Origin of the sequence: Corallococcus sp. AB045, from assembly GCF_003668895.1 — a bacterium.
GTDB classification, from domain to species: domain Bacteria; phylum Myxococcota; class Myxococcia; order Myxococcales; family Myxococcaceae; genus Corallococcus; species Corallococcus coralloides.
Genome location: NZ_RAWN01000249.1, coordinates 1 through 11,889 on the forward strand (window position 1 = coordinate 1; position 11,889 = coordinate 11,889).

The 11,889-nt window shown below is 70.8% G+C and carries 9 protein-coding genes; 7 read left to right on the forward strand and 2 right to left on the reverse strand.

What is annotated here, in order from left to right; translation table 11 throughout:
* Positions 1-43 precede the first annotated feature (43 nt).
* The 7 genes from D7Y21_RS36515 to D7Y21_RS36545 are packed head-to-tail and all read left to right on the forward strand — an operon-like array spanning position 44 to position 9,345.
* Positions 44-679, forward strand: coding sequence for an outer membrane beta-barrel domain-containing protein (locus tag D7Y21_RS36515; RefSeq protein WP_120561845.1), 636 nt, complete (start codon positions 44-46; stop codon positions 677-679).
* Positions 676-2,289 carry a hypothetical protein gene (locus D7Y21_RS36520; protein ID WP_120561846.1) on the forward strand — a complete coding sequence of 538 codons (1,614 nt, stop codon included), beginning with the start codon at positions 676-678 and terminating at the stop codon, positions 2,287-2,289. The genes D7Y21_RS36515 and D7Y21_RS36520 overlap by 4 nt, the downstream gene beginning before the upstream one ends.
* Complete coding sequence (locus D7Y21_RS36525) at positions 2,286-5,555, forward strand: tetratricopeptide repeat protein (RefSeq protein WP_121718152.1); 3,270 nt, start codon at positions 2,286-2,288, stop codon at positions 5,553-5,555. Before D7Y21_RS36520 ends, D7Y21_RS36525 begins: the two co-directional genes overlap by 4 nt.
* Entirely contained in the window at positions 5,546-6,049 is a 504-nt protein-coding gene (locus tag D7Y21_RS36530) for a hypothetical protein (protein ID WP_233612426.1), read from the forward strand. The genes D7Y21_RS36525 and D7Y21_RS36530 overlap by 10 nt, the downstream gene beginning before the upstream one ends.
* A complete protein-coding gene (locus tag D7Y21_RS36535) occupies positions 6,046-6,684 on the forward strand; it encodes a hypothetical protein (protein ID WP_121718154.1) in 639 nt (212 codons plus the stop codon). Before D7Y21_RS36530 ends, D7Y21_RS36535 begins: the two co-directional genes overlap by 4 nt.
* Complete coding sequence (locus tag D7Y21_RS36540) at positions 6,684-8,585, forward strand: tetratricopeptide repeat protein (protein ID WP_120561850.1); 1,902 nt, start codon at positions 6,684-6,686, stop codon at positions 8,583-8,585. Before D7Y21_RS36535 ends, D7Y21_RS36540 begins: the two co-directional genes overlap by 1 nt.
* Positions 8,586-8,622: 37 nt before the next feature.
* Entirely contained in the window at positions 8,623-9,345 is a 723-nt protein-coding gene (locus tag D7Y21_RS36545) for a laminin G domain-containing protein (protein ID WP_158627406.1), read from the forward strand.
* Between the two features lie 8 nt (positions 9,346-9,353).
* On the opposite strand, the gene D7Y21_RS36550 is transcribed toward D7Y21_RS36545, so the two are convergent.
* Positions 9,354-10,121: a hypothetical protein gene (locus D7Y21_RS36550; protein WP_158627407.1), complete on the reverse strand. Its 768-nt coding sequence runs from the start codon at positions 10,119-10,121 to the stop codon at positions 9,354-9,356.
* Positions 10,122-10,162: 41 nt separating this feature from the next.
* On the reverse strand, positions 10,163-11,889 hold a 1,727-nt coding region (locus D7Y21_RS36555; RefSeq protein WP_233612427.1), incomplete at its 5' end, for a hypothetical protein.

Below are 11,889 nucleotides of genomic sequence, written 5' to 3' on the forward strand. Positions count from 1 at the left end.
CCACCCCACGTCGTCCCCCGCCTCCTGACAGGAAAAAGTCCCCGTGCGATTCCTCCTGCTCTCCCTCCTGTGCCTGGTGCCCGGCCTCGCGCGCGCCCAGGCCGAGGAACTCGAGAACCCCGGCACCGTCTCCGCGGTGCAGGACCGGCTCTACCGCATGCACCACGAGCTCTCGCTCGGCGTGGGCGTGCTGCCCGCGGATGCCTTCTACAAGGGGCTCATCGGCACCGTCGGTTACACGTACCACTTCAGCGACAGCGTCGCGTGGCAGGTGGGCCGCGGCACGTACAGCTACAACGTGCAGACCAGCCTGCGCCGTCAGCTGGAGCGGGACTTCGACGCCGCCCCCACCGCCACCGCCTTCGAGGACCAGGTGCAGTGGATGGTGGGCTCCGACCTCATGTGGAGCCCGCTGTACGGCAAGACGTCCTTCCTCAACTCCAACGTCATCCACTTCGAGGTCTTCCTGCTCGCCGGCGGCACGGTGGTGAAGGTGGACCGCAGCGACGGCTTCCGTCCCGCCGTCAACCTGGGCCTGGGCGTGCGCATGTTCTCCAGCCAGAACGTGTCCTTCCGGCTGGACGTCACCAACAACACCGTCTTCGCGGGCGCGGCGCGCATCATCAACGTGCCCACCGTGCAGATTGGGACGGCCTTCAACTTCGGCGCCACGGAATGACGTCCCGCCCGCTCATCGTCGCCGCGCTCGCCAGCGCCGCGCTCCTCGTGTCCCCGACGGTCGCCCATGCGGCACCGGACGCGGGCACGCTGCCCATGCCACCTCCACCGGCCGCCGCCGCGAAGGCCGCTGGCGCTCCCACGGACGCGGGCACCACCGGTCCCACGGACGCGGGCACCGCTGCTGCCACGCCCGCTCCCGCCAAGGCCGCCGTCGCGGAGGCGCCTCCACCCCCTCCGCAGAAGGTGCCGCCGGAGACCTTCGACAACGCGCTCAAGGCCTACTTCGACGGCAAGCCGCGCGACGCCGCGGGCCCGCTGTACGCGTGGCTCCAGGCCACGCCCCGCACGGATGACAACTACGCGTGGGGCCAGTACTTCCTCGCCCGGAGCCTCATCGACCTGGGCCTCACCCACGCGGGCGCGACGTACCTGGCCCGCATCGCGCGTGAGCGCTCCAACCCCAACGTGCTGCCGCGCGCGCTGGACGCGCTGAAGGGGCTGACGGACCGGCCGCACGACGAGGTGATGATCGACGAGCAGGTCTTCGGCGCGCTCGACCTGGGCTTCCTCCCGGACGAGACGGGCGCCTACGCGCACTACCAGCAGGGCCTGGTGGACCTGCGCGTGGGCAACGAGCGCTGGGCGAACACGCACTTCTCCAAGCTGCCGGAGACGAGCGCGGAGGCCAGCCGCGCGAAGTTCGCGCTGCTCGTCACCCGGCTCAAGCAGGTGAAGGATCCGCCGGAGGAGATGGTGAAGGACTTCCTCGGCCTTTCCCAGGACGAGAAGCTCACCCGCGAGGCGCGCAACGAGGCGGCGCTCGCGGTGGCCCGCCTGCGCTACGAGAAGAAGGACTTCACCGGCGCGCTGGAAGCGTACGGCAAGGTGAAGCTGCCGGACCTGGACCCCGGCCGCGCCAGCCTCTACCTGGAGGAGGCGTGGACCCGCTACAAGCTGGGCGAGCTGCGCGCGTCGCTGGGCATCCTCACCACGCTGGACGCGCCGTCCTTCCGCGATGAGTTCATGCCGGACAAGTACCTGCTGCGCGCGCTCATCTTCCGCGACCTGTGCCACTACCTGCCCGCCAAGCGCGCGGCGAAGGAGCTGACGCGCCGGTACGCGGACTCGCTGGAGTCCGTGCGCAACCGCGAGGACCTGAGCCAGGACGCGCGCCTGCGCCGCGCCGCCAATGCTCACGGAAACACCCAGCGCGCCGCGAAGTTCGTGGCCCTGCTAGACCTGGAGGGCGAGCGCCTGGGCCGCTTCGCCGGCAGCTTCGGCGACCGGCTCTTCGGGCACCTGACGCGCGTCTACGACCTGTCCCACGCGGAGGCCGTGCGCGTGTACGACGCGCGGCTGCAGGACGCCGTGCGCCAGGAGGCGGACACGCTCTTGCGCGCCGCCGAGCAGGTGCGCCTCATGGAGTACGAGGTCGGCCTCAAGCTGTACGAGCGCGTGAAGAAGGGCGCGCAGGTGGTGGCGGCGCAAGAGGAAGAGCTGCTGTCTCCCGCGCAGGTCGCCTTCAAGTTCGACAACGAATACTGGAACGACGAGCTCAAGTCCTACCGGGTCCGCATCGAGAGCCGTTGCATCGAGGAAACCCCATGACCGGCCCGTTCACCGGCCTCATCACCGCCGCGCTGCTCGCGGCCGCGGCCCCCGGCCCCGGCCGTGTTGGGCCCAACACCAACCCCATCGTCTCCAAGGCGAAGGAGCGCGAGGAGCTCGTCGCCAAGCTCAAGCGCGACATCTTCAAGGTGGACCGCGCCATCGGCGAGACGGAGAAGCTCATCTCCAAGAGCCGCAACGCCCCCTACCTGCCGGACCTGCAGTTCCGGCTGGCGGAGCTCTACGTCGAGAAGAGCCGCTACGTGTACTACCTCCAGGCGGAGACCCGGCCGGAGGGCGCCACCGGCGCCATCGTCTCCCCGGAGACGCGCCTGATGAAGCAGAAGGCGGTGCAGATGTACTACCGCCTGCTGCGCGAGTACCCGGACTTCAAGGACGGGGACCAGGTGACGTTCTACCTGGCGCACGAGCAGCGCGAACTGGGCCAGTTCGACGAGATGCTCAAGACGCTGGGGGACCTGACGCGCAAGTTCCCCAACAGCCCGCTGCGCCTGGAAGCCGAGCAGATTCTCGGTGACCACTTCTTCGACAAAGCGGAACTGGTCGAGGCGGAGAAGCACTACCAGGCCATCCTGGAGCTGCCGCCGTCGCCGGTGCACGACCTGGCCCGCTACAAGATGGGCTGGATCCGCGTGAACCAGGCCAAGCACGCGGAGGCCGTCACGTTCTTCGAGGCGGCGGCCGCCAGCGCGCCCCTGCCCGGCGTGGACGTGAAGAAGGCGCTCAACGTCAAGCGCGAGGCCCTGCTGGACCTGGTCTACAGCTACACGGAGGCCAAGCCGCCCAAGGGCGCGCTCAACTACTTCGAGAAGCTCAGCGAAGGCCGCGCCACGTACGCGCTCGCGCTGGACAAGCTGGGCAACCGCTACTTCATCAAGCAGCAGTACGAGTGGGCCATCCCCACGCTGCGCAAGCTGATGGAAGTGCAGCCCGACCCTGAGATGGACCTGGAGCGCGGTCAGAAGCTGTACGACTCGCTCAAGGCCGCCAAGGGCAAGGTGATGCCGGAGCCGGAGGACATCCGCTTCCTCGTGCGCGCCGCGGTGCAGAGCAAGACGGACCCGGAGATGACGGAGTCCGACCGCAAGAAGCAGCTCGCGGAGACGGAGGAGATGGCGCGCGACCTGGCCACGCAGGTGCACCTGGCCGCGCAGAAGGCGGACTCGCGGGACCTGTACGTGAAGGCCGCGGCCGCCTACCGCGAGTACCTGGGGCTGTTCCGGCCGGACCAGTACGTGCGGCCCATCATGAAGAACCGCGCGGACGCGCTCTTCGCCGCCAAGGAGTTCCCAGAGGCCGCGCGCCAGTTCGAGGAGCTGGCCCGCTACGAGGAGAAGGCCAAGGACGGCAAGGCCGTGGACACCGCCATGTACGGCGCGCTCCTGGCCCACTTCTCCACGCTCAAGCCGGAGGAGGCGCAGAAGCGCAACGCCTTTGAAGTGGCCGACGCGCGGCAGGCGCTGAAGCTCCTGGGCGCGAACTACGTGTCGCGCTACCCGCAGAGCCCGCACGTGCTGGACGTGAAGTTCAACATCGCGCGCGCCTACTACGAGGACGGCGAGTACCCGAAGGCGGCGGAGCTGTTCACCGCGTTCGCGCTGGCGCACCCGCAGTACAAGGACGCGCCGGTGGCGGGCAACCTGGCCCTGGACAGCCTCAGGCAGGTGAACGACTTCAAGAAGCTGGACGAGACAGGCCGCAAGTTCCTCGCGTCCTCGCTGCCGTCCAACTTCCGCGGTGAGGTGCAGAAGATCCTCACGCAGAGCAAGGCCGAGGCCCTGGACGAGCTGGCCCTGCAGAGCGCGCAGGAGACGGGCGACGTCATCGAGGGCCTGATGAAGGTCGCGGACGAGAACAAGAACAGCGACATCGGCGAGAAGGCGCTCTACGGCGCGTTCACCGCCGCGCGTGAGAAGCGCGACCTGCCGCGCGAGCGCGAGCTGGGCGCGAAGCTGGTGCAGTCCTACCCCAAGAGCCAGTACCTGTCGGACGTGCTGCTGACGCTGGGCCGGCACGCGGCGGAAGCGGCGGCCTTCAACGAGGCGGCCGGCTGGTTCGAACAGGTGGGCCAGAAGCTGACGGGCGACCTGGCGTCGGTGGACGGATGGATGGCCGGCGCCCGCCTGCGCATCGCGCTGGGTGAGTACAAGGAAGCGTCCCGCAACCTGGAGACGGCGTCGGAGGCCGCGGGCGCGCGCAAGGGCGAGGTGCTGTCGCTGCTCGCCGAGACGCGCCTGAAGCAGAAGGACTACGCGCGCGCGAAGACGGCGGCGGAGACCGCGCTCAAGCTGGACAAGAACAACGTGGCCGCCGCGGCGGTGCTCGCGGAGGTGCAGGCCACCACCGCGCCCACCGCTCCGCCGGACGCGCTCATCTCCACCCTCACCGCCGCGGTGCAGGGCCCCAACGGCCAGACGGAGGAAGCGGCCAAGGGGCTCTGGTACCTGGGCGAAATCCTCTACCGCGGCTACAAGGACCTGCCGGCGGACAAGGTGGAGGAGAAGGTCGCCGCGCTCCAGGCCATGGAGGGCGTGTACACGCAGGCCGCGTCGCTCGGGTATCCGGAGTGGGCGGTGGCGTCGCTGTGGAAGATTGCCCTGGCGTACGGCCACATCGCGGACGTGGTGGACCAGACGCCGGTGCCCGGCGGGCTGTCCGCCGCGGAGACGAAGCAGTTCCAGGACGCGGTGAAGCAGCAGGTGGGGCCGCTCAAGGCCCGCTCCGACGAGGCCTTCAAGGCCTGCCTGTCCCGCGCGGAGTCGCTGGAGGTCTTCAACGCGGCGGTGGTAGGTTGCCGCAACCGCACGGACGTGGCCGCGCTGCCGGTGCCGCAGCCTGCCGCGCCCACGCAGCCCGCGGCGCTGGAGGACCTGCGCAAGAAGGCGGAGCGGGTGCTCACCGCGGAGGCGCTGGAGGCCCTGGGCATGGGCTACCTGGACGCGCACCAGTACGGCATGGCGCAGCTGACCTTCGGGCGCGTGACGGAGCTGCAGGACACGCGCGCGTCCGCGCACGCGGCGCTGGGCTGGGCCATGCTCAACCTGGGGGATGCCATGGGCGCTCGGGAGGCGTACGCCAAGGCGCTGGAGGCGGACCCCACCTACGACAAGGCCCGCCTCAACCTGGCCGCGCTGCGCTGCCGCTTCGGCGACACGGACGGCGCGCGCCGCGAACTGGCCGTGCTCAAGGACATGGGCACGCTCAACGGTCCGGACGTGGACGCGGGATGGAAGGCATGCAAGTGAGCGCGCCCTTCCGCCGCATCGCCCCGGTGTTGTTCGCGCTCGTCGCCACCGCGTGTGGTGACGAGGGCGGCAAGCTGGAGGGCAGCGTGACGGAGCTCATCGACCTGCGCTACCAGCGCACGGAGGCGGCCCTGGCGGAGGGGACGCTGGCGGTGAGCTTCGTCAGCGCGCAGGGCACCGGGCAGGACGTGGTGTTGAAGGTGAGCGCGCGGGTGGCGGACATGCTGCCGGACAATGAGTACGCGGGCTCGCTGGACATCGACCTGGCGGAGGCGCTGGACGACGGCTCGCAGCGGGGCAGCGTGGACCGCAGCGTGCTGGATGAGCCGGTGCGTCCGTTTCCGCCGCTCGTGCGCGGCAACCTCTTCGTGAAGTCCCTTCCGAAAAACACCGGGGACCGGGTGTCGGGCGAGTTCAACGTCACGTTCACCAACGGCACCGACGTCTACTCCGGCCGGACCATCTTCAGCCGTTTCGAGGCCATCGCTCCATGAAGCGCCACCTGCTCCTCAGCCTGTCCCTCCTGACCGCCGCCTGCGGCCCGAGCTACGGCATGCGCGTGCCGGACGCGCTGGTGAAGAAGCTGCCGTACGAGACGCGCATCGAGCTGCTGGAGGCGGAGAACGACCTGGCGCTGGCCATCGACCGCGTGGACGAGGCGGACAACGAAATCAACCGCGCGCGCGATAACATCCGCCGTGCGAAGAGCCGCCAGGAGGCCGCCGAGGACGAGGAGGACCGCGCGCAGGACGCGTCGTCCCGCGAGGTGGCGCAGCTGGCCATCGCGGAGTCCGAGGCCCGCGTGGAGTACCTGCGCGCGCACCAGCGCCTCAACGTGGGGCTGCGCGAGGTGGAGAAGCTGTCCCTGCGCTGCGCGTTCGCCCGCTTCGAGCTGGCGCGGCTGACGTCGGCGCGCAAGGCGAAGGTGCAGGGCAGTGAGCGCCTGGAGCCGAAGGATTTCGAGGAGCAGGTGTCCGAGTGCGAGGCCGCCGTGAAGGAAGAGCGCGCGAACCTCGGGGGGGACACGAAGGAAGCGCAGGCGGCGAAGGAGGCGTGGGAGGCGAAGAAGGCCGCCCTGGCCAAGAAGACCTTCGACGCGCGCGCCAGCCCGTACGTGGAGAACCTGTGATGACGAAAGCCGGAGTCCTTCTCCTCCAGTTGTTGACGGCCCAGGCTCCCGCTCCGGAGGCACCTCCGCCGGAGAAGCCCGCTGCGCGCGCGGACAAGCTCCCGGACGACCCGGACGCGCTCTACAAGCTGGGCACGGCCTTCCTGTCGCAGAACCAGGCGCGCCGCGCGGTGGCTCCGCTGACGAAGCTCGTCGGGCTCACGCCGGACGGCGTCCCCGCGAAGGTCGCGCTGGCGCGGGCGCTGCGGCTGTCCGGTGACGTGCCAAAGGCCAAGGCGGTGCTGGACGCGGCGCTGGCGGCCTTCCCAGAGGAGGCCACGCTGCGCTCGGAGCGCGGCCTGCTGGCGCGCATCCAGGACGACACGGACGAGGCGATTACCCAGTACTCCGTGGCGACGGAGCTGTCGCCCAAGGACGCGGAGCTGCGCTTCAACCTGGGCGAGGTGCTCCAGCGCGCGAACCGCACGGACGACGCCATCGAGGCGTACCGCGAGGCGCTGAAGCTGGACGGCGCGCTCCAGGTGGCTCGGGTGAACCTGGGCAAGGCGCTGGCGGAGAAGGGGCTGGCCGCGGAGGCGAAGGAGACGCTGCGCGAGGCCATCCGCCAGAAGGACAGCGACGCGGAGGCGCACTACAACCTGGGCGTCGTGCTGATGCGGGAGAACGACGTCACGGGCGCGTTCGCGGAGTACCAGGCGGCGCTCAAGGCGGATCCGAAGCACGCGCGCGCGCAGAACAACCTGGGCGTCGTGCTGGACGGCCAGGGCAACGCGCGCAAGGCGGCGGAGGCGTTCCAGAAGGCCATCACGTTGGATCCGAAGTACGCGGAGGCGCACTTCAACCTGGGGCTCGCGTGCTTCCAGTTGGGGGAGAACGCCCGGGCGACGAAGGCCTTCGAGAAGGCGCTGCTGCTGGAGCCCCGCCGCTCGAGCGGCCCGTACACGCAGCTGGGCCAGCTGTACCTGGCGCAGGGCAAGAAGACGCAGGCGGTGTCCGCGTTCCAGAAGGCCATCGAGAAGAGCGCCGACGACGGCAAGAAGACGACGGAGGCCTACCAGGGGCTGGCGCGCGCGTACCTGGAGCTGGGCAAGGTGGACGACGCGGTGGCCACGCTGAAGACGGCGGTGGAGGCCTTCCCGAACGAGCCCGGCGTGCGCGCGGGCTACGGCGACGCGCTCAAGGCCAAGGGCGATTTGGACGGCGCCATCGCGCAGTACTCGGCGTGCGTGAAGCTCCAGCCCACGGTGGACAACCGGCTGATGCTGGCGGAGGCGTACGCGAAGAAGCACGTGGGCGCCCAGGCGCGGCCCCTCTATGAGGCCGTGCTCCAGGAGGATCCGAAGCACCGCGCGGCGAAGCTGGGCCTGGCGGACCTGCTGCTCGCGATGGGCGACTACGCGGCGGCGGAGAAGCTGCTGACGCCCGCCGCGGGCGAGGAGGCGGAGACGGCGGCGCTGGCGCGGCTGGGCATCCTGCACTCGCGGCGCGGCCGGCCGGACCTGGCGGTGCCGGAGCTGGAGGCGGTGGTGGCGAAGGACCCCGCGCAGTTGGAGGCCCGCGCGGAGCTGGGCTTCCTGTACCTGCGCGGCGGTGACGAGACCAAGGCGCTCCAGGTGCTGAGCGACGTGCTGGCGGTGGAGCCTCGCAACTCGCTGGGCCTGCTGTACCTGGGGCACACGCTGTACCGGCAGGGCAAGCTGCCGGAGGCGGAGAAGGCGTTCCGGGGTTCAGCGCAGGTGGACGCGGGCGCGGGCGAGCCGCACTTCGCGCTCGCTCAGCTGCTGGAGGCCACCAACCGCAAGGCCGAGGCGAAGAAGGAATACGAGGCCGCGGTGCAGCTGCAGCCGGACCACGCGGACGCGAAGAACGCGCTTCAGAAGCTGGCCGTGGACGTGCCGTAGTCGCCGCGGGGATTCCTCGCGGGGGGAGATGATCACCATGCGAAACCAACCGATGCGTGTGGGACTGGCCGCGGTGTTGCTGCTGGGGCCGGTGACGGCCGGCGCGGTGAGCCAGAAGCTGCGTTACAAGTTCGAATCGGTGTCCGACCCGGTGACCACCGTGGTGGACGACAGCGGCAAGGGCCACACGGGCACGGCGCAGGCCAGCAATGGCGGCGCCGTCACGGTGGAGACGCCGGGCTACGAGGGCCAGGGCGTGCGCTTCCCCGCGGTCTGTGTCGGGACGGCGTGCGCGAAGGCCTTCATCAGCGCGGCGGACTCGGCGTCGCTCAATCCGGGCACGGCGCTGTTCTCCTTCGGGGCGCGCGTGCGGGTGACGCTCGCGGAGCTGAGCGCGGACCACGGGTCCAACCTGGTGCAGAAGGGGCTCTACAGCACGGCGCAGTGGAAGCTGCAGCTGGACGACGCGGTGACGGGCAAGCCGAGCTGCGTGGTGCGCACCACTGGCGGCGCGGACGCCGTCATCGTCAAGGCGTCCGTGGGTATCGCGGACGGCGTCTGGCACAAGGTGACGTGCCAGCGCACCAGCACCACGCTGACCATCCTCATCGACAACGTGGCCCGGGGCAGCGCGCTGCTCGCCAGCACCTACGACATCAACCCGGTGGGACAGCCCGTCGCCATCGGAGCCAAGAGCGCCGGGAACAACAACGACCAGTTCCACGGCGCCATCGACGAGGTGTACTTCAACCTGGATTGAGCCCGGGCCTACTCGCGCGAGCGCATGAGGGCCTCGGGCAGCGGAGGCCCCGTGGGCGTGGGACGCGGTGACTCCGTGAGCGCCCGGCCGAAGCGGTAGCGCGCCTCCGCGTGGACGCCGAAGGACTCACCTCCGGCGCTCGCCAGCAGCACGAGGTCGTCATCGGGACTGGCGCCCTCGGGCAGGCCCAGGGTCCAGGGCACTTCCCGCGTGTCTCCGTCCAGGACGATGGGCGACGTGGGACCCTCCCGGAGGACCGTTCGCGGCGGAACACGCAGGGAAACCTCCACGGGCGCGGTGAAGCCCGGGCTCCGGTCCAGCCGCGCGACGAGCCGCACCGTGTCCGCGCTGGCGTCCACCACCCGCCAGGAGACGTGCAGCGGTGCGGGGATGCGCGCCGTGACGGGGAGTGCCGTGGGCCGTGGCGCCGGGCTGTCCGTGGCCGTGGCGCCGTCCTCCGGGCCTCGTGTGAGCAGCGCGGTCGGCATCTCCGTGGCGTGCGTCTTCGCCGGAGCAACAGGCCGCGAGCCCTGACGCTCGCGCGACTTCACGTCCCACGTATCCATTCCGTACGCAGGGAGCGCCACCGACCGCGCGGACGCCAGGAGCGTCGGCGAGGATTCGTGGACCGGCTTCGCCTGCGCCTGAGGAGGTGGCTCGGAAGGCCTGGGCGACTTCTTGCGCCGCACGCGCTCCACACCAGAAGCCATGCCGGCCGACAGCGCTCCGACGAGCGCCAGTGCCAGCACGGCCCCCGCCACGCGTTTGCGCATCACGGCCGTGGACCGCCGGCTTCTCTGCATCGGACGGGGAAGCTTCATGGGCACAGGGGCTCGTGGCTGGGGTACGGGAAGGCCGTCGCGGGTTCGGTGGCCGCGTCCACCCGGGTGCTCGGGAAGCCCTGGCACATCAGCGCGTCCAGGAAGTCCGCGAGACACGGTGAGGGCCTGCCCGTGTCCACCACGTCCGTGAGCGCGCCCTTCTCATCCCGCGTCCAGGTGTGTCGCGTGTAGCCGCGCGCCCAGGGCGACCGGTTCATCGCGGGCGCGGCGAGCGCGTCGTAGAGGTGCTGGCTCGACGCTGTACCGGTGGCCGTGCGGTAGAGGATGGCGGCCACCTCGTTCTCGTCCATGGGCTGGAGCAGGCCGTCTTCCGCGTGGGGCCGCGTCCAGGGGCTCACCGAGGAGGCTCGCGCGGACAGGTCCACCCAGAACAGCGTCCCGCCCTGCCGGTCGAAGTAGCGGGGGCTGCGGCGCGCATCAGCGCTGAACCAAGTGGCCCAGCCCTCGCTCCAGGCCTGTCCCGGGAAGGTGGGCACGCCCACGTAGTGCGGCCCGCCCTCCTCCGGACTGGTCCCCCGGCTGGCCATCACCCAGTGCCCCAACTCGTGCATCACCATCGCGTCCGACCACCACGCCGCATCCGAGTCCCCCGGCAGCCACACCTGCGCGTCCCAGCTCCGTCCCACCGCCGTCACCGGCCACGGCGCGAAGCACGCCCCACAGGACCAGGTCGTCCCGAAGCCCAGCCACGCCACGATTGGCAGGCCGTCGCGTCCGCTATAGCGCTCGCGCATCCGGCGCCAGGCCGTGCCCAGCACGTCGAACACCGCCGCCGCGCCGGAGCCCTCGGACTCGGCGAGGGTGAACGCGGGTTGTTCGGCCAGCTCGCGCGTCGTGCGCGACCAACTCCAGATGCGGGCCGCGTCCCCCGGCACCGTCTTCACCGACTGCGCGCCCGGCAGCCCCGGGTCCGCCACCGCGTAGGCCACCGCGCCGTCCCGCCCCCGACCGGCCGCGTACACGACGACGCGGTCGTCATCTCCCAAGGGCGACGACACCTTCAGCGTGAAGCGGCCGGCGTCATCCGTCACCTGCGAGTCGAGCACCTTCGAGCCCTGGAACGACACGATGAGGAACCCGCGAGCCGGCACCGGCTCCACGTCCGGCGTCCACGCGCGGAACTCCGCATCCGGGAAGCGGCGCGCGTAGCGCACCGTGCCGCTCAACGTGGGCCCAGACCTGCCACAGAAGCCCCGGCCGGGCGCGGCTTCGCAGTCCACGTCGCAGGCCCGCGCAGCCCACCGGCCATTGGTGCACACCTGCAAGGCCTTGGACTCCGTGCACCGCGAGACACCGTCGACACACGCCGAGCCCGAGACACAGGCGACCTCGGGTGATTCGACACAGGTCGTGTCCTCCGCGCAGTCCTCCCGGTGCACGGCGCCATCCACACAGCGCTCCAGCACACGAGGCCCCAGGCACCGTGACGGCGCGGGGAGCTGATCACACGCGAGCGCGGGCCGGACGGTCTCCTCGGGCAGGGACGTGACACAGGCCGCGCAAGCCGCGCCCTCGCAATCCACGGCACAGGGCGCCAGCTCCGCCCCCGGGTCGCAACCCGCGAGCGCCAGCGCCACGAGCGCCCAGCACCACACCCAGACCCCGCGTCCCACCAGGAGGAAACCTCGTTCGAGCCAGCGGGCGCGAGGACACCACGCACGACTCGACGTCAGGCAGAGCCAGGGGGACGACGGCCCCCTTG